Below are 17,806 nucleotides of genomic sequence, written 5' to 3'. Positions count from 1 at the left end.
GGCGGTTTCCTCGACGCTCAGCCGTGGACGATGCGTCCGCCGACCAGCGTGAAGCGGGCGCGGCCGTGCATGGCATAGCCCCCGAAGGGTGTGTGCTTGCCCTGGCTCCTGAGCGCATCGGGCTGTACCTGCCATTCGAGCGCTGGATCGACCACGCAAAGGTCCGCGATACCGCCCTTCGCCAGCCTGCCCACGCCTTCCGCACCCACCAGCCTGGCGGGAGCGGCGCTGATGACTTCGATGGCGCGCATCAGGCCAGCGCCGCTCTGTTCACCCCACTGCAAGGCGAGCGGCAACAGGAGTTCGAGGCCGGTCGCTCCGGCCTCGCTTTCGGCGAAGGGCAGCGTCTTGGCGTCGGCTTCGACGGGGGTGTGGTCGGACACGAGGGCGTCGATCGTGCCGTCGGCGAGGCCGGCCGACAGCGCATCGCGGTCGCGCTGCTGGCGCAGCGGCGGATTGAGACGCGCGCGGCTGTCGAAATAGCCAATGTCCGTATCCACGAGATGGAGCGAGTTGATGCTGACGTCGCAGGTCAACGGCAGGCCCTCGGCCTTGGCTGCACGGACTTGTGCGACGCCGGCCGCACTCGACAAGCGGCAGAGATGCACTCGCGCGCCGGTGCTGCGCATGAGCTCGATGATCGTGAAGATCGCGATCGTCTCGGCCGCCGCCGGTACGCCCGCAAGGCCGAGCCGCGTGGCGAGCGGCCCGCTGGCGGCAACCCCTTTGCCCAGGTCGCGCTCCTGCGGGCGCAGCCACACCGTATAGCCGAAGGTGCTGGCGTACTGCAGCGCGCGCTGCAGCACCTGTGTGTTGCCCAGCGGAATGTCGGCCTGACCGAAGCCGATGCAGCCGGCCTCGGTGAGTTCGGCCATCTCGGTGAGTACTTCACCAGCGAGGTTGCGCGTGAGCGCGCCGAGCGGGAACAGTCGTGCGCGCTGCATCTTCTCGGCGCGGAACTTGAGCATCTCGACGAGCCCGGGTTCGTCGAGCACCGGGTCGGTGTCCGGTGGGCAGACCAGGCTGGTCACGCCGCCGGCGACCGCCGCGCCCATTTCGCTTTCGAGCATGCCTTCGTGCTCATAGCCGGGCTCGCGCAACCTCGCGGCGAGGTCGACCAGGCCGGGCACGACGAGGCAGTCCCGCGCATCGAGCGTGCGCTCGGCGCGGAACTCGCTGGAGACGTCGCCGATGGCGAAGACCTTGCCGCCGGCGACGGCGACGTCGGCCTTGCGGTCGAGGCCCGAGGCGGGGTCGACGACGCGACCGTTGGTGATCAGTAGCTTGCTCATGCTTCGTTCCCGGCGACGATGCTCATCACGGCCATCCGGACCGCGATGCCGAAAGTGACTTGCGGCAGGATCACGCTCTGCCGGCCATCGACGACGGCCGAGTCGATCTCGACGCCGCGGTTGATCGGCCCCGGATGCATCACGATGGCATCAGGCTTTGCCAGTTGCAGCTTCTCGGGCGTGAGGCCGAAGGTCTTGAAGAACTCCTGCGACGACGGCAGCAAGGCACCGCTCATCCGCTCGTTCTGCAGGCGCAGCATGATGATCACGTCGCAGTCCTTGATGCCCTCCTCCAGCGTGTGGCACACGCGCACGCCCATCTGCGCCATGTCGGTCGGCACCAGCGTCTTGGGTCCGACCACCCGCACTTCAGCGCATCCAAGCGTGGTGAGCCCGTGGATGTCCGAGCGCGCCACGCGCGAATGCAGCACGTCGCCGACGATCGCGACGGTGAGGTTCGCGAAATCCTTTTTGTAGTGGCGGATCGTGTACATGTCGAGCAGGCCCTGCGTCGGGTGCGCGTGGCGGCCATCACCCGCATTGACGACATGAACGTGCGGCGCAACGTGCTGCGCGATCAGGTAGGGCGCGCCCGATTCACTGTGACGCACCACGAACAGGTCGGCGGCCATCGCGCTGAGGTTCGCGATGGTGTCGAGCAGCGATTCGCCCTTGGTGGCGGACGAGCGGGCGATGTCGAGGTTGATCACGTCGGCCGACAGCCGCTTGGCCGCGATCTCGAAAGTGGTGCGCGTGCGGGTCGAATTCTCGAAGAACAGGTTGAACACGCTCTTGCCGCGCAGCAGCGGCACCTTCTTCACCTCGCGGTCGCTCACGCTGGTGAAGTTGGCGGCGGTGTCGAGGATGTGGGTGACGATGTCTTTCGGCAAGCCCTCGATGGAGAGCAGGTGGATCAGTTCGCCGTGCTTGTTGAGCTGTGGATTTCGCTTGTAGAGCATCAGGTGTTTTCCTCTACCTTGAAGCTGAATGCACCCTTTTCGCTGCGTGCCAGCGCGAGCAGTTGTGTCGCCGGCAGTTCGAGGCGTTGGGCCGAGAAGTCGGCCGCCATCGGCAACTCGCGTCCGCCACGGTCGATCAGCACGGCCAGGCGCACGTGCGCTGGCCGGCCGAAGTCGAACAGCTCGTTGAGCACTGCGCGGATCGTGCGGCCGGTGTAGAGCACGTCGTCGAGCAGCAGCACATCGGCGCCGTTCACGTCGAAGGGCAGCGTGGTCTGCGCGCTCGCCGCCAGGCCGCGGCGCGCGAAGTCGTCGCGGTGCATGGCCGAGGAAATCACGCCGGGCGCGCCGGGCAGGCCGAGGTCCTTTTGCAGGCGCTCGACCAGCCAGGCGCCGCCGGAAGTGATGCCGACGAGGCGCGTGTCATCGCGCATCAGGGATTTCACGCCGCTCAGCAGCTCGACATAGAGCGCTTCGGCGTCAGGAATGGAGTTCACGGAAGGCTCCTCAGGAACTGTTCAAGGATGATGCAGGCCGACGCGGCGTCGGCGTCACGCGCGCCCGAGGCGAGCGCCTCGGTCGTGCTGTAGCGCTCGTCGACCTCGTACACGGGGAGCTTGAAACGGCCATGCAGTTGGCGGGCAAAGCGCTGGGCGGCGCGCGTGTTGTCGTGCGGCGCGCCGTCGGGATGGTAGGGCACGCCGACGACCAGCGCATCAGGCTGCCACTCGCGGATGCGGGCCTCGACCTGCGCGAAACGTGCGTCGCCTTCGGCCTTGATCGTGGCTTGCGGGGTCGCGGTCCCGAGCAGGCGATTGCCGCTCGCGACGCCGGTGCGCTTCTGGCCGAAATCGAAGGCCAGGAAGCTTTGGAAACGGGAGGGAACGGATACAGGAGGGGCAGCGTCGTCAGGCATCGACGTAACGCTCACGCGTGCCCCGCGTCAGGCGACAGCGTCCAGGCCTCCAGACCCAGCAGCGACAGCGCCTTGTCGTAACGCTGCTCGATCGGCGTATCGAAGATCACCGCAGGGTCGGCGCCGACGGTCAGCCAGCTGTTTTCGGCCAGTTCGGATTCGAGCTGCCCTTCGCCCCAGGCCGCATAGCCGAGCGAAACCAATACCTTGCGTGGCCCGGAGCCCGTGGCGAGCGCTTCCAGGACGTCCTTGGAAGTGGTCATCTCGAGGCCGCCGGGAATGGTCATGGTCGACGCATAGACGGACTCGTTCGGCTTGTCCGCCTGGGCGAAGACCGGCTCATGGAGAACGAAGCCGCGCTCGGTCTGCACCGGGCCGCCCTGGAACACGGGTGCCTTGCCGAGTTCAGGGCTGGACAGGTGCAATTCGATCTTCTCGAAAAGCACCTTCAGGTTGATGTCGCTGGGCTTGTTGATCACCAGGCCGAGCGCGCCGCGCTCGCTGTGCTCGCACAGATAGACGACGCTGCGGCTGAAGGACTTGTCTTCCAGCCCCGGCATCGCGATCAGGAAATGATGCGTGAGGTTCATCGGGGCAGAATCGGAAGCCATGCCGCCGATTTTACTGGCCGTCGACAAGATCTATCCCAAGGGCCTGATGTGGTTTCGCCGCGATTTGCGGGTGGACGACAACGCGGCGCTCTACCAGGCCCTGCGCACGTGCCGCCAGGTGGTGTGCGTGTTCGTTTTCGACCGCGCGATCCTTGACCCGCTGCCCCGGGCGGACCGGCGCGTGGAGTTCATCCGCGAATCGCTGGTCGAGCTCGATGCCGAATTGCGAGCGCTGGGCGGCGGCCTGATCGTGCGCCATGCGGTCGCGGAAGACGAGATCGGGCCGTTGGCCCGCGCGCTCGACGTTCAGGCCGTTTTCGCCAACCGGGACGACGAACCCGTCGCACTGACGCGCGATGCCAAGGTCCTTGGCGCGTTGGCCAATGCCGGCGTGGCATTCCATACCTACAAGGACCACGCGGTCTTCGAGCGCGACGAGGTCCTGACCCAGGCGGGGGCGCCCTACACGGTTTTCACGCCTTACAAGCGCGCCTGGCTTTCCAAGGTCGACACCTTCTATCTGAAGCCCTACCCCGTGCGCAGCTACGCCGATGCGCTGGCGCCCGCGCCGGAGAAGTTCCGGGTGCCGGTGCCCTCGTTGGCCGACATCGGCTTCGAAAAAAGCAACTTGGCCGACCTGGACATCCCGACCGGCAGCCAGGGCGGCGCTGCGCTGTTCGACGACTTCTTCCAGCGCATCGACCGCTACCACCAGGCACGCGACTATCCGTCGGTGCGTGGGCCCAGCTACCTCGGCGTGCACCTGCGTTTCGGCACCGTCTCGATCCGGCAGCTCGCGGGCATCGCGCACCAGCTTTCGCTGCAGGGCGACCAAGGCGCCGCGACCTGGCTCAGCGAACTCATCTGGCGCGACTTCTACTTCCAGATCCTTGCGCACCATCCCCACGTGGCGGCGGGCGGCGAGTCGCGAAGCTTCCGACCCGAGTACGACAAGATCCAGTGGCACCACGGCAAGCACGCGGACGCCCTCTTCGATGCCTGGTGCAAGGGACAGACTGGCTATCCGCTGGTCGACGCGGCGATGGCGCAGATCAACCAGACCGGCTACATGCACAACCGGCTGCGCATGGTGGTCGCGAGCTTCCTCTGCAAGGACCTCGGGATCGACTGGCGACGCGGCGAACGCTACTTTGCCGAGCACCTCAACGATTTCGAGCTCTCGTCGAACAACGGCGGCTGGCAATGGGCGAGTTCGAGCGGCTGCGACGCACAGCCCTATTTCCGGATCTTCAATCCGGTGACCCAGAGCGAACGCTTCGACCCCGAAGGCAAGTTCATCCGCCGCTACCTGCCGCAGCTGGCCAAACTATCGAACGCCGAGATCCACGCGCCGTGGATGGCCAAGCCGCTGGAACTCGTGGCGGCGGGCGTCGAACTGGGAAAGACCTACCCCAGGCCGGTCGTCGACCACGCCGAAGCCCGAGATCGGACGCTGCAGCGCTACGCCGTGGTGAAAGACAGCAAGCACTGGCGCGGCGCCACCTCTTCGTGAGCAGCCGCGGAACCGGCTCTGCCGGGCCGCGGGCTGCGCCCCCTGGAAGGGGGTGGAGAGCGACACGAAGTGCGCGAGCCTGGGGGTCAGGCTACCAGCGCCACGGGGACTTCGACGCCGGTATAGCTCCGAACCAGACGCAGCAATTCCTCTTCCGAGTACGGCTTGCCCAGGTAGTGGTTGACGCCCAGCGCACGCGCGTGATCGTGGTGCTTCTCGGCAATCCGTGACGTGATCATGATGATCGGCAGGCCGGCCAGCGACTCGTCCGCGCGGATGTTGCGCGCCAGGTCGAAGCCGTCCATGCGGGGCATCTCGATGTCCGACAGCACGACCGCCGGACGCTCCTGCTGGAGTCGCTCGAGCGCCTGCAAGCCATCCGCCGCCAGCGACACGCGATAGCCTTCGCGCTGCAGCAGACGCTGCGTGACGCGACGCACCGTGATCGAATCGTCCACCACCAGGATCAGCGGAACCTGCGGCACCGACACCGGCACCTGCTGCGTGGGTTCCGCGCTGCCGACATCCTTCGTCGTTGCCTGGCGGCTGCGCGATGCCTGGAGCTCGCGCGCCTTTTCGCCATGCACGGCAGCCAGCGCCACCGGGTTATAGATGAGCGCCACCGCGCCGGAGGCCAGCACCGAGATGGCAGCCATGCCCGGCAGGCGGGAAAGCTGAGGCCCGAGGTTCTTGACCACGACTTCCTGGTTGCCCAGGACTTCATCGACGTGCAGGGCGATCCGCTGCGCGGCGCTTCGCACGATCACGATCGTGTTGGCCTTGCCGGGCACGCGTTCGCTGCCTGCGGAGGACTGGAGCAACGCGCCGGCCCAGTAGAACGGAACCTGTTCGCCGCCGAAGGGGTAGCGCTGGTTGAGGTAGGCCAGCTCGAGATCGGACGCGCCGGCACGCAAGACCAGTTCGACCAGGCTCGAAGGCACACCGATCGAAGTGGAACCCGCTCGCATCATGACCACGTGCGTCACGGCGGTTGTCAGCGGCAGGACCAGCTTGAAGACGGTCCCATGTCCGGACTGGCTGGTCGTTTCGATGCGCCCGCCGAGTGCCGCGACTTCCGCGCGCACCACATCCATGCCGATGCCGCGACCCGCCAGCTCGGAAACCTGCTCCGCCGTAGAGAAGCCGGGCTGAAAGATCAGTTCGGCGGCTTCTTCATTGCTGAGTTGCCTGCCTTCGGAGATCAGGCCGAGCGACAACGCCCGTGCGGCAATGCGGTCGAAGTTGAGTCCGGCGCCATCGTCGCGGAAGCTGACCGAGACGTCGTTGCCTTCGTGGTGCAGTTCGATGACGATCAGGCCGCTCGGATCCTTGCCGGCGTTCTCGCGCACCGCCGCGTCCTCGATGCCGTGCGCCACGCAGTTACGCAGCAAATGTTCAAAGGCAGGCGTCATGCGGTCCAGCACGCCGCGGTCCATTTCGATCGAGCCGCCGACGATGTCCAGGCGCACCTGCTTGCCGGTGTCCTTGGAGGCCTGGCGAGTGACGCGGTACAGCCGTTCGGAAATGCCTTCGAACTCGACCATGCGCGTTCGCAGCAGGCCGCGCTGGAGCTCGCGGGTCTGCCGGGCCTGTGCGCTCAGGTCGTCTTCCGTGGCTTGCACCGTCCTCTGCAGCGTGCGCTGCACGGTCGCCACGTCGTTGACCGACTCGGCCATCATGCGGGTGAGTTCCTGCACGCGCGTGAAGCGGTCGAACTCCAGCGGGTCGAAGCCTTGCTGCGAATCCTTCGCCTGCGCCAGGCGCGACTGCATCTGGCTTTCGGCCTGGACCTCGATGTCGCGCAATTGCTGGCGCAAGCGGTCGAGGTTGCCGGTCAGGTCGCCGAGCGAACTGCGCAACTGGCCCAGTTCGGCCTCGAGGCGCGAGCGCGTGATGATCACCTCACCAGCCTGCGCGACCAGTCGATCGAGCAGGTGGGTGCGGATGCGCACAGCCTGGTTCGAAATGGAGCGCAGCGGCGTGAGTGCCGACGGAGAGGGCACCGCCACCGTGCCGCGTTGCACGACGGATTCGGGTTCGGCGACGGGGGCTTTTTCTTCTTTCTTCTCGATGGCCGGCGGCTCGACAGCGACGGGCAGTTCGACCGGCTTCGGCGCGGGAACCGCGGCGACGGCACGTTGCACCAGTTCGGTCTGGACCGCGTCATCGGCAGCACGCAGCGCATCGAAGGTGGCCTGCAATGCGTCGAAGCGCGTGAGCAGTTGTTCGATCGACTGACGGTCGGCGCCTTCGGAGCGAAGCGCCTCGATGTCGGACTCCATGCGGTGCGCGCGCTCGCCGAGGCGCATCGCGCCGGCCAGTCGCGCACTGCCCTTGAGGGTGTGCAGCGTGCGCAAGGTGGAGGCGCGCGGAGCGCTGCCTTCCGGATGCTGCGCCCACTCGCGCAGCGCGGCGCCGAGTTGCGGCAGCAGTTCCGCCGCTTCCTCCTCGAAGATCGGGAAGAGGTCGACGTCGACGGCGTCGGCGACATCGATCGAGTCCTCGGAATCGTCGAGCGCCACATCCGCCAACGCGTCGCGCGGCACATGGAAAGTCACCAGCCGGCCTTCGACCGGCTCGACAGGCAGTTGCGAGGCTGCGACTTCACGCAGTGCCTGCAATGTTTCCTCGGCGGGTTCCCGCAGGAAGCCGGCGGCAAACTGGTGCAACAGGCGGCGCAGTTCCTCGGCCGCCACGACCAGCACCACGCCCTGCTCCGGCGTTCCAAGGCCCTGCATCTGGAGATGCTGCAGCGCTGCTTCGAACAGGCGCGCCATGTTCGACAGGCTCTGGAAGCCCACTGTCGCGGAACTGCCCGCCAGCGAATGCGCCAGGCCGATCGTCGAGTCCGAAACCCGCTCGTGCGATTCGAGCGCCCACTCGCCGACTTCAGTGGCCAGTTGCCGCGACCACTCGTCGGCTTCGTTCAGATAGACGTTGTAGAGCGCGATACCGATGCGCAGCGGGCCGATGACCTTGACCTGCTCCTCGGCGCTCGGCGCCGCAGTACGCTCGGCGACGGTTTCGACCGGCGCCACCGGGACGGGTGCCTGGATCGATTCGGCCACCGGTTCGACCGGTACTTCCTCGACGACTTCCGCGATCGGCGCGACAGCCTCCGCCTCTGGTTCGACCTCAGGTTCGACCGCGGCCTCCGGCTCGATGGCGGGCTCGGGTTCGGCCTTTGCTTCGGGCTCGGGCTCGGGCGCCAGCGTCAGCTCGAAGGCCAGATCTGCCACCGGCGTCGGGATCTCTTCCGGTGCCGGGGCGGGCACCTCGAACATGGCCTCGATCTCGGCGTCCGTGGAGTGAATCGGCGCTGAAACCGGCTCAGGCTGCACAGTTCGCACAGGTTCGAGCGAGGTGTGCACCGTCTCGAGGAAATCGACGTCTTCCAGCTCGCCCAGGACCTCTTCGCTGGCCGGGGGCGCCTCGGGCTTGGCATCGAAATCGAGGAAGTCCGTCGAAGCGAATCCGTCGTCGCTTCCGATTTCTGCGGCGTGCTCCGCTTCGGGCTCGGCTTTTTCTTCCCGATGCTTTTCGGCGTTGTGGAGACCCGCCCAGACCGTCGGTTCGTCGGCGGGCGCGGCGGGCTTCGCCTCTTCCACGGGCGCTTCGAAAGCGACCGGCTCCGGATCCAGGTCCAGATCGGGAAGATCCGGCATCTCGGGGAGCGGCAGCGGCTCGATCGGCGCAGGCGGCGCCTCGACGATCGATTCCGCAGCGATGTGACGCGCGGCGGCCACCAGCGCATCGGCGTCGGCAACCGGAACCGGCGGCGCCAGCGGCTCACCCGTGCGCAGGGCCTCGGCAATGGCGCGGAAAGGCGCCGATTGCCAGGTGTGCGGCTCGCCCGCGGCAATGGCTTCGACCCACTTGGCGAAGTCCTGCAGCGAGGTCTTTGTGCCCGTCAGCAATTCCGGCGTGGCGGGGCGCTGGTCGGCGAGCCAGGTGTTCAGCACCTGCTCGAAGGACCAGGCGGCTTCGCCGAAGTCCATGAGCCCCACCATGCGGGAGCTGCCCTTCAGGGTGTGGAAGGCACGGCGCAGCACGGTCAGCTCGCCACTGTCGTCCGGCCGAGAACCGAGTGCGGAGACGGCGGCAAGGCCGTTGTGCAGCACTTCGCGCGCTTCATCCAGGAAGATGTTCTGGAGATCGTCTTCCTCGAGTTCCGTCACTTCGGTGTCGGGCAGCCCCTCCAGCGGCGCGGGCCCGGTGATCTTGGCGGTCCAGCTTGCCGTGGCGCGGCTGAATTCCTCGATCGGCGAAGGCGGCGTCTTGCGGCTTCCCGGCCCCGCCAGCGCGGCCAGCTTGGCAGCGATCTGCGCATCGACTTCCTCGACGCTCAGCATCGTGTCGGCGACCGCGACAGGCCCGGAAGCCGCCGCGAACGACGCAGGTGCCACCGCCTCGGGCAAGCTAGCCTCGCTGGCCTGGCGTCCCATGAGAGGCTTGAGTTCGCCGAGCTCGGCGTCGAACACGAACAGCCGCTTGGCCAGCGCGGGCTGGTAGCTGAGCATGTCGATCAGGAAGCCCAGCGCGCCGAGGTTGTTGCCCAGCGAGTCGAAAGCCTGAACCTCGTTGGCGGGAGATTCGTCGGCCAGCAACTGGTCGACGTTCTCGCGCATGCGCTGCACGGTCTGGGCCGCCTGGTCCAGCCCGAGGACCGAGAACACGCCGCGCATCTGCAGCAGTTGGCTGGGCACGGTGCGCAGCAATCCCTTTTCGGTGGGTCGACGGAAGAACTGGTCCATCGACTTTTCGAGCTCGCTCAGGTGGCTGCGGAGCTCGCCGACCACGGTGCCCATCGTCTGGCGATCGCTGACACGGCGGTACAGCTCTTCCATCCACGGCTCGAGTGGCTCGGAACGGCCGCCTTCACGCGCACGCTCGATGCGGCCGGCGAGTTGCACGGTGCGGGCCGTGAGCTGGCGGTCGTGCGGATCGAGGTCCTCGAAAGCCGCTTCAAGATAGAGAACCGACGTTGCGACTTCCATCGCCAGTTCGGTTGCCGGCGGCTGGCCGGAACGCAGCGATGCTTCGACCGCATTGTTCAGCGCCTGCACCATCGGCAGGCTCGGCGGGTGCAACTTCTGCAGCGATTCGCCGAGTTGCACAAAGGTGTCGGCCACCTGCCGCGTGCGGTTCACGTCGCCGCCCGAGAGCGCCGACCACATTTCCTTGGCGGCCTCGATGCGCTTGCGCGCTTGCGCGAGCACGACCGGATCGAAGCGGCCGAACTGTTCGATCGTGTAGTCGACCGATTGCTCGTTGGCAACCCCCCATGCAACGCGCACCGCGCGGAGCGTGGCGGCCTCGTCGCGCGCGCCAGGGGCGGCCTGCGCGCAGAAGAACAGCAGGTCCTGCCCCAGGCGATCGGACACGGTGTTGTCGCCACGCGCGAGGGTGGCGTATTGCAGCAGCACGCGCGAGGCGGCCCGCTTCACGTGGGCGTCGGTCGGAATCAGCGCCAGCGCCAGCGCCTCGAAGAAGCCGGCGGCCAGCGTCCAGAAGCTGGCCACGCGCGGGACGGACGCGCCACGGCCGAGCCCCAGGCACAGTGCCTGCAGACGGCGAGCGGCGTGGTCGTCGCCGCTCTTGACGACCTTGAGCACTTCACGATCGAGCTTCGAGCGGACAGCGGGGTCATACACCAGCGCGGTCTGCGTGGGTGCGGGTTTGATCTCCACCCAGCGCCAGGTCATGCTCCACAGGTCGGCGGGGTGGACCCGTTCGTTGCCGACCAGTTCGAGGACCTCGCGGTACTGCGGGAAAAGCGCAACCGACGAAACGGTCTTTCCCGCGATCATCGCGTTCAGGAAGTCGGCGACAGCAAAACCTGCGCGATCGATCTTCTGAACCGCCGTGTCGGTGCAGCGAAGCGGCTCGGTGACGAAACTCTGGACCGCGAACTCCATCGCGCCCAGCACCAGGGCCGGCGCCGTGTGGCCGACCATCTGCAGTGCGCCGACGGCCTGATGCAGTTGCTGGCGCGCGAGTCGCAGCGGCGCGGTGTCGATCTCGGAGCCCGGCAGGGCGGCGGACGCGTCGCGGGCAAAGCGCCGCAACGTCTTGCCCACACCGTCGAGCGATTTCTGGATCTCACCGAGCACCCAGGCCAGCGGCCCAAGATCCTCGGTCGCCGGCGCGTTGCCGGCTGTGTGGGCGGTGGCTGGGCTTTGGGTCGACACGTTGGGCGCTCGGCGTTCAGGCAATCTTGAAACGAGACACGGACTGACGCAGTTCCTCGGCCATGTGCGAGAGCTCGCGGACCTGTTGCGCGGTGGTGCGGGTACCCTCGCCGGTCTGCTCCGTCACGGCAAAGATGTGCTGGATGTTGGCCGCGACGACGTTGGCCGAATCGGCTTCGCGGGAGGCGGATTGCGAGATCTGCTCGATCAGCTCGGCGAGGCGGCGTGACACACGGTCGATCTCGGACAGTGCGGTACCCGCGTTGTCGGAGAGCTTGGCCCCTTCCACCACACCCTGCGTGGACCGTTCCATGGCGCCGACCGCATCCTGCGTGTCGGTCTGAATCGCCTTCACGAGCGCCGATATCTGGCGCGTGGCGTCCGCGGAGCGCTCGGCCAGTCGCTGCACTTCCTCGGCCACCACTGAGAAGCCTCGTCCGGCTTCGCCAGCGGACGCTGCCTGGATGGCGGCGTTGAGCGCCAGCACGTTCGTCTGTTCGGTAATGTCCGAGATCAGTTCGGTGATTTCGCCGATCTCCTGCGACGACTCGCCGAGTCGCTTGATCCGCTTGGAAGTTTCCTGGATCTGGTCGCGGATGGAGTTCATGCCGCCGATCGCGTTCTGCACGGCTTGCAGGCCCGACGATGCGGCTTGCAGCGACTGGCGCGCCACCGTGGCGGACTCTTGCGCCTGCGAGGACACACCGTTGATTCGTTCGGCCATCGTCAGCACCGACTGGCCGGTTTCGCGAATTTCGCGCAGCTGTTCGGTCGATGCGGCGAGCAGTTCGGTCGAGGTGCTTTCCACCTGCGACGTCGTCTGCGCCACGCGGGTCGCCGTGTTCTGCACGTTGCCGACCAGCAGGCGGAGTTCTTCCACCGTGTAGTTCACCGAGTCGGCGATGGCGCCGGTGATGTCCTCGGTCACGGTCGCTTCCTGCGTCAGGTCGCCTTCGGCAACGGTCTGCAGTTCGTTCATGAGTCGCAGAATCGCGGCCTGGTTGGCAGCGTTGACGCGGCTGGCGTCCTCGCCGACACGTTCGGCTTCGACGCGATCACGTTCAGCGGCAGCCGCACGTTCGCGGCCTTCGCGCACCTGCACGAACCCAATCGCGCCGGCGAGTGCCAGGGCAGCCAGCGACAGCACGAAAAGCATCACCACCGTGCCGGCACCCAGGCCGGTGCGTGCGGAGAGCTTTTCCTGCAGGTCGCCGAGGGAAGTGCGCAGCGGTTCGCTGTCGGCCAGGATGGCGGCCTGCGCTTCGCGCGCGGCGACCAGGCCTTGCAGGTTGCCCAGGATGGCGCCGGCTTGCGTGCGGGTCTGCTCGTAGGTTTTCAGGATGGCTTCGAGCTGCTGGCGCGTCTGCGCGTCGCGCGTACCGGGCAGGCGCTGCTGCGCGCTGCCGTCGAGCAGGCCTCGCGTGACTTCCTGGAAGGTGTTCAGGTCCTTGCCGAGCAGGAACACGGCGTCGGGGCTCACGCCTTCGACCGTCAGGAACTCGTTGGCCGACTTGCCGATGCGCTGCGTGAGCATCACCAGTTGGCCGGCGGCGGAAATCTCGGGCAGGGTCGCGTTCTGCTGCATCTTGAGCGAGGCGACGGTCTCGGTCATCTCGAGCAGGTCCGAAGACTGGCGGTTGATGTCGCGCAGCGCGTTGCCGACCTGCGTCAGGATCTGCTGCTGGGCCAGCACGGCCTTGGCGCTCTTGTCGGCACGCTCGACCAGCGGCGTGATCTTGCCGAGCTCCATGTCGTACTGGGTGCCGACGCGTTCGAGCTTGAGCGCGTCGTCGCCGTTCGAGAGGCCCTGCACACGGCGGGTCAGGTCATCCGCGCTGTCCTTGACTTCGGCGAAGGCGCCGACGTTGCCGACCAGCGCCTGCGACACCGACTTGGCAAGCCGCTGCGACTGCATGAGCGACTGGCCGGTGGCCGCCACCTGTTGGGCGAGCCGTTCGGCGCGAAGGATCGCGGAGCCGGCCACCAACAGAAGCAGGAGCACCACGCCGGCGAGTGCCATCGCGAGGATCCGTTGCTGGCGCGCCGGACTCGAACGCTGCGAGCGCCTCGACCGGCTCGCACGCGGCGCGGCGGATTCGGCGACGGATGCCGCGGGCTGGGGCGCCTGCTCGGAAGCCTGGCCCGCGGTCGCATCGACTTCGGCGTCGGCCGGAAGTGCGGTCGACTCGGGAGACGCATCCCTACGTATGAGCACGGTCTTCTCCTCGGAGGTCTGCAAGGTATCGACATTGTCCAGCGTGAGGGTCGCAGCGCTATCGGCGCCCACTGACACGCTGCTGCCGCTCACGGGCATGAATTTCTTGAACTTGTCGGCGATCGAGCTCACGGTCGGTCCTTCAGGTTGTGGTCGGTGCAAGGCGGTCCGCTCAGGCGCCGATGCTCAAAAATTGGGGTTGCTGCGAAAGCGCCTGCAGGTTGATTTCCTGCCAGCGCCCTCCCGCCGCGTCGGTGTAGGCATGTCCGAGCCATGCCGGCGCATCGCTGGCCGGAGGCTGCGATGCGACGAACGCGTCCACGCCGCGCAGGCCGACCAGGCGGTCGATCAGCAGTGCGCAGTTGACTTCGAGCATTTCGTTGAGCGCGACCAGCCGGGACTGCGCACGCGTCGCGTCGCTCACCGCGGGCGCGGTGGTCGCGCCCGAGGCAAAGGTCGAGAGCTGGACGACGCCGTAGAGGCCGCCGCGCAGATTGGCCACGCCAAGGAACCACGGCTCGGTGTAGGGAACGCGCTGCGGAGGCATCCACGGAAAGATCTCACCCGCGTGCCCGAGCGGGAACAGGTAGTTCAAATCGCCCGCCTCCACGGCGAGCCAGGATGCGGAAACGCCCGAAGTGCGCGCCGCCTGGAGGCGACTGGCGAGCCGGGACTGGAAAGCGCGGAGAGCGTCGCGGTTGGCCATGGACGAGAGACTGCTTGCGCTATCAGGCCAGTGCGCTGATCTTCGCCATCAGCTCGGCCGCATTGACGGGCTTGACGATGTAGTCGCGGGCACCTTGCCGCATGCCCCAGACGCGATCAGTCTCCTGGTTCTTGCTTGTGCAAAGGATGATCGGCACCGCCGCGTACTGCGGATTGCGTGCAATGGCACGCGTGAGCTGGAAACCGTTCTGGCCGGGCATCACGACATCCATCAGGATGAGATCGGGTTGCTCTTCCTCGAGACGGCGCATGGCGTCGTCGGCGTTCTCGGCGGTCTTCACCGAGAAGCCGTTCTTCTGGAGGAGGTCGGTCAGAAAGACCAGCTCGGTCTTCGAGTCGTCGACCACGAGCACTTTGCGAATTGCCATTTACTGCGCTTCCTGAACGATACCGAACTGCTCCACTGCATGGAGCAGCTGGTCCTTGGTGAAAGGTTTGGTGAGGTAGTCCTGCGAGCCGACCATGCGGCCGCGCGCCTTGTCGAACACGCCGTCCTTGGACGAGAGCATCACGACCGGAACATTGGAGAAATGCGAGTTGCGCTTGATGATGGCGCAGGTCTGATAGCCGTCGAGGCGCGGCATCAGAATGTCGCAAAAAATCAGGTGGGGCTTGTGGTCGTTGACCTTGGACAGGGCATCGAAGCCGTCCTCGGCCAGCAGGACTTCATGGCCGCCCTGCTTGAGGAAGATCTCGGCGCTGCGCCGAATGGTGTTGCTGTCGTCAATGACGAGCACCTTGTAACCGGATCCGTTCGCGCTCATTCGCACCGCTCCTCTTGTGACACCTTGATGATCACTGCGCTCCCTCGGGAGCGCAGGAAGCGCGGCCCTATGCCATGCTTCAGATCTCAACCATTTCGAAGTCTTCCTTGCGCGCTCCACACTCGGGGCAGGTCCAGTTCATCGGAACATCAGCCCATGCCGTACCGGCTGCAATACCATCTTCCGGCACGCCCACCGATTCGTCATAGATCCACCCACAAATCAGGCACATCCAGGTTTTCGTATTCATCGCAGCTTAAAGTCCCTGTTCATCAAATGCAACGATCGTATCCAGACGTATCCTCAATTCCCGTGAGAATCGTCTCAGATATGCCACCATCCGGTGAGCCCTGATTGGGTATGAACACTTCTTTACTACCAACAGAGCACGATCACAAAGTGAGCGATCTTACCGACCCCTCGAACGACGAAGACACGGCAGAGAGCGATCTGAACCCGCCGTGCGTGCTGGTCTTCAATGCCAGCGACCCCAGCGGGGCCGGTGGACTGGGCGGCGACGCGCTGGCCATGGCTTCGGTCGGAGCCCACATGCTGGCCGTCGTGACCGGCGCGTACGCGCGCGACACCGCGGAAATCTTCGATCACTTCGCATTCGACGAGGAAGCCGTTGCGGAGCAGGCCCGCGCCATCCTCGAAGACGTGGAAGTCCAGCTTATCAAGGTCGGCTTCGTCGGATCCCCGGAGAACCTGAGCACCGTGGCCGAGACCGCCACCGACTACCCCGAGGTACCCGTCGTCGCCTACATGCCCAACCTCTCATGGTGGGAAGACGACCAGATCGAGGCCTACCTCGATGCTTTCCGCGAGCTCGTGCTGCCGCAGACCACGGTGCTGGTCGGCAACCACAGCACACTGTGGCGCTGGCTGCTTCCCGACTGGAGCGGCGAGCGCCCGCCCACCGCGCGCGACATCGCGAAAGCCGCGGGCGAGTTCGGCGTGCCCTACACGCTGGTCACCGGACTCGTGCTGCCCGAGCAGTTCATCGACAACGTGCTGGCATCCCCGCAGTCGGTGCTGGCGAGCGAGAAGTACGAACGACTCGACGCCGTGTTCGCGGGCGCCGGCGACACGCTTTCCGCCGCGCTGGCCGCGCTGCTGGCGAGCGGCACCGACCTGGTCGCGGCCACCAGCGAAGCGCTGAGCTACATGGACCGATGCCTCGACGCCGGCTTCCGGCCCGGCATGGGTCACGTGCTGCCCGATCGCCTGTTCTGGGCGCAGCCCGAGGAAGACGAGGACGACGACAACGGCGACCCGGCCTCCCCCACCGACTTTGCCTTGCCCCCGCACGACACCCGACATTGAACGATGCGATGACTACTGACCAGAACGACATCCTTTTCGAGCGCGCACGCGCTGTCATCCCGGGGGGCGTCAATTCGCCTGTTCGCGCTTTCAAGGCCGTGGGAGGAACGCCGCGCTTCGTGAAGCGCGCGCAGGGCGCGCACTTCTGGGACGCGGCGGACAAGCGCTACATCGACTACATCGGCTCGTGGGGGCCGATGATCCTTGGCCACGGGCATCCTGCGGTGGTTGAAGCGGTTCAGCGTGCCGTGACCGAGGGCTTTTCGTTCGGGGCGCCTACCGAGCGCGAGATCGAACTCGCCGAAGCCATCCTCGCGCTGGTGCCGTCCATGGAGATGGTGCGGCTCGTGAGTTCCGGCACCGAGGCGGCGATGAGTGCGCTGCGCCTCGCGCGCGGCGCGACGGGGCGCAAGTACATCATCAAGTTCGAAGGCTGCTACCACGGGCATGCGGACGCGCTGCTCGTCAAGGCGGGCTCGGGCCTCGCGACCTTCGGCAATCCGACTTCGGCCGGCGTGCCTCCCGAAGTGGTCCAGCACACGCTGGTCCTCGAATACAACAACCTGGCGCAACTCGAGGAAGCGTTCGCGCTCCACGGTCACGAGATCGCCTGCCTGATGATCGAGGCGATCGCGGGCAACATGAACTTCGTGCGTGCGAGCGCCGCTTTCGCCAGGCGCTGCCGCGAGCTTTGCACGCAGCACGGGGCGCTGCTGGTGTTCGACGAAGTCATGACCGGCTTTCGGGTCGGCCTGCGCGGCGCGCAGGGGGTGCTGGGCATCACGCCGGATCTGACGGTGCTGGGCAAGGTGATCGGCGGCGGCATGCCGCTCGCCGCGTTTGGCGGGCCCCGCGCGATCATGGAGCAGCTCGCGCCCCTGGGGCCGGTGTACCAGGCCGGAACCCTGTCGGGCAATCCGATAGCAACAGCCTGCGGCCTCGCGACCCTGAAGGAAATCGCCAGGCCCGGCTTCTTCGAAGCACTGTCGAAGAAGACGCGTTCCCTCACCGATGGCCTGAAGGCCGCGGCTGTCGCGGAGGGCGTCGCCTTCAGTGCCGACAGCGAGGGGGGCATGTTCGGCTTCTTCCTGCTCGATGCGCTGCCGCAGAACTACACAGCCGTCATGAAGAGCGACGGCGCGAAGTTCAACAAGCTGTTCCATGGTCTGTTGGACCGCGGCGTCTACATCGCGCCGGCCTTGTATGAAGCGGGTTTCGTGAGTTCGGCACACAGCGACGACGACATCGCCGCCACGATCGAATCTGCCCGGCAGATCTTCAAGACGCTGTAGC

General features: G+C 66.5%; 14 protein-coding genes. 3 read left to right on the top strand and 11 right to left on the bottom strand.

What is annotated here, in order from left to right; translation table 11 throughout:
- Positions 1–17: 17 nt before the first annotated feature.
- The 5 genes from AC1D3B_RS10185 to AC1D3B_RS10165 are packed head-to-tail and all read right to left on the bottom strand — an operon-like array spanning position 18 to position 3,778.
- The gene (locus AC1D3B_RS10185) at positions 18–1,292 is read right to left on the bottom strand and encodes a dihydroorotase (RefSeq protein WP_478190537.1); all 1,275 of its coding nucleotides are present in this window, start codon (positions 1,290–1,292) and stop codon (positions 18–20) included.
- Complete coding sequence (locus AC1D3B_RS10180; protein ID WP_435516052.1) at positions 1,289–2,251, bottom strand: aspartate carbamoyltransferase catalytic subunit; 963 nt, start codon at positions 2,249–2,251, stop codon at positions 1,289–1,291. The genes AC1D3B_RS10185 and AC1D3B_RS10180 overlap by 4 nt, the downstream gene beginning before the upstream one ends.
- Positions 2,251–2,748, bottom strand: coding sequence for a bifunctional pyr operon transcriptional regulator/uracil phosphoribosyltransferase PyrR (pyrR, locus tag AC1D3B_RS10175; RefSeq protein WP_478190536.1), 498 nt, complete (start codon positions 2,746–2,748; stop codon positions 2,251–2,253). The genes AC1D3B_RS10180 and pyrR overlap by 1 nt, the downstream gene beginning before the upstream one ends.
- Positions 2,745–3,167, bottom strand: coding sequence for a Holliday junction resolvase RuvX (gene ruvX / locus AC1D3B_RS10170; RefSeq protein WP_478190672.1), 423 nt, complete (start codon positions 3,165–3,167; stop codon positions 2,745–2,747). The genes pyrR and ruvX overlap by 4 nt, the downstream gene beginning before the upstream one ends.
- An 11-nt stretch (positions 3,168–3,178) precedes the next feature.
- Positions 3,179–3,778 carry a YqgE/AlgH family protein gene (locus tag AC1D3B_RS10165; protein ID WP_478190535.1) on the bottom strand — a complete coding sequence of 200 codons (600 nt, stop codon included), beginning with the start codon at positions 3,776–3,778 and terminating at the stop codon, positions 3,179–3,181.
- Between AC1D3B_RS10165 and AC1D3B_RS10160 the strand changes: the two genes are divergently transcribed.
- Positions 3,777–5,291, top strand: coding sequence for a cryptochrome/photolyase family protein (locus tag AC1D3B_RS10160; RefSeq protein WP_478190534.1), 1,515 nt, complete (start codon positions 3,777–3,779; stop codon positions 5,289–5,291). The genes AC1D3B_RS10165 and AC1D3B_RS10160 overlap by 2 nt on opposite strands.
- A gap of 86 nt (positions 5,292–5,377) precedes the next feature.
- Here the strand turns inward: AC1D3B_RS10160 and AC1D3B_RS10155 are convergent, their stop codons facing one another.
- The 6 genes from AC1D3B_RS10155 to AC1D3B_RS10130 form a co-directional block, all read right to left on the bottom strand.
- Positions 5,378–11,482: a hybrid sensor histidine kinase/response regulator gene (locus tag AC1D3B_RS10155; RefSeq protein WP_478190533.1), complete on the bottom strand. Its 6,105-nt coding sequence runs from the start codon at positions 11,480–11,482 to the stop codon at positions 5,378–5,380.
- Between the two features lie 16 nt (positions 11,483–11,498).
- Positions 11,499–13,829: a methyl-accepting chemotaxis protein gene (locus AC1D3B_RS10150; RefSeq protein ID WP_478190532.1), complete on the bottom strand. Its 2,331-nt coding sequence runs from the start codon at positions 13,827–13,829 to the stop codon at positions 11,499–11,501.
- A gap of 40 nt (positions 13,830–13,869) precedes the next feature.
- Complete coding sequence (locus AC1D3B_RS10145; protein WP_478190531.1) at positions 13,870–14,403, bottom strand: chemotaxis protein CheW; 534 nt, start codon at positions 14,401–14,403, stop codon at positions 13,870–13,872.
- Between the two features lie 22 nt (positions 14,404–14,425).
- Positions 14,426–14,791 (bottom strand): response regulator transcription factor, encoded by a 366-nt coding sequence (locus tag AC1D3B_RS10140; protein ID WP_028249487.1) that lies wholly within the window; start codon positions 14,789–14,791, stop codon positions 14,426–14,428.
- Positions 14,792–15,187 (bottom strand): response regulator, encoded by a 396-nt coding sequence (locus AC1D3B_RS10135; RefSeq protein ID WP_028249488.1) that lies wholly within the window; start codon positions 15,185–15,187, stop codon positions 14,792–14,794.
- A gap of 79 nt (positions 15,188–15,266) precedes the next feature.
- Positions 15,267–15,437: a rubredoxin gene (locus tag AC1D3B_RS10130; protein ID WP_081781356.1), complete on the bottom strand. Its 171-nt coding sequence runs from the start codon at positions 15,435–15,437 to the stop codon at positions 15,267–15,269.
- A 110-nt stretch (positions 15,438–15,547) separates the two neighbouring features.
- On the opposite strand from AC1D3B_RS10130, the gene thiD reads away from it, so the two are divergent.
- Positions 15,548–16,513: a bifunctional hydroxymethylpyrimidine kinase/phosphomethylpyrimidine kinase gene (thiD, locus tag AC1D3B_RS10125; protein WP_478190530.1), complete on the top strand. Its 966-nt coding sequence runs from the start codon at positions 15,548–15,550 to the stop codon at positions 16,511–16,513.
- 8 nt (positions 16,514–16,521) lie between these two features.
- Positions 16,522–17,805, top strand: a complete 1,284-nt coding sequence (gene hemL, locus AC1D3B_RS10120) for a glutamate-1-semialdehyde 2,1-aminomutase (protein ID WP_478190529.1) — start codon at positions 16,522–16,524, stop codon at positions 17,803–17,805.
- Position 17,806: the final 1 nt, after the last annotated feature.

It is taken from the genome of Variovorax sp. P5_A3, from assembly GCF_056400665.1.
This window is presented reverse-complemented; position numbering and strand designations above follow the sequence as displayed.

Coding starts and splice junctions, on each gene's coding strand:
- AC1D3B_RS10185 (WP_478190537.1), bottom strand. CDS start 1,292: ATGAGCAAGCTACTGATCACCAACGGTCGCGTCGTCGACCCCGCCTCG.
- AC1D3B_RS10180 (WP_435516052.1), bottom strand. CDS start 2,251: ATGCTCTACAAGCGAAATCCACAGCTCAACAAGCACGGCGAACTGATC.
- ruvX (WP_478190672.1), bottom strand. CDS start 3,167: ATGCCTGACGACGCTGCCCCTCCTGTATCCGTTCCCTCCCGTTTCCAA.
- AC1D3B_RS10160 (WP_478190534.1), top strand. CDS start 3,777: ATGCCGCCGATTTTACTGGCCGTCGACAAGATCTATCCCAAGGGCCTG.
- AC1D3B_RS10165 (WP_478190535.1), bottom strand. CDS start 3,778: ATGGCTTCCGATTCTGCCCCGATGAACCTCACGCATCATTTCCTGATC.
- AC1D3B_RS10145 (WP_478190531.1), bottom strand. CDS start 14,403: ATGGCCAACCGCGACGCTCTCCGCGCTTTCCAGTCCCGGCTCGCCAGT.
- AC1D3B_RS10140 (WP_028249487.1), bottom strand. CDS start 14,791: ATGGCAATTCGCAAAGTGCTCGTGGTCGACGACTCGAAGACCGAGCTG.
- AC1D3B_RS10135 (WP_028249488.1), bottom strand. CDS start 15,187: ATGAGCGCGAACGGATCCGGTTACAAGGTGCTCGTCATTGACGACAGC.
- AC1D3B_RS10130 (WP_081781356.1), bottom strand. CDS start 15,437: ATGAATACGAAAACCTGGATGTGCCTGATTTGTGGGTGGATCTATGAC.
- thiD (WP_478190530.1), top strand. CDS start 15,548: ATGAACACTTCTTTACTACCAACAGAGCACGATCACAAAGTGAGCGAT.
- hemL (WP_478190529.1), top strand. CDS start 16,522: ATGACTACTGACCAGAACGACATCCTTTTCGAGCGCGCACGCGCTGTC.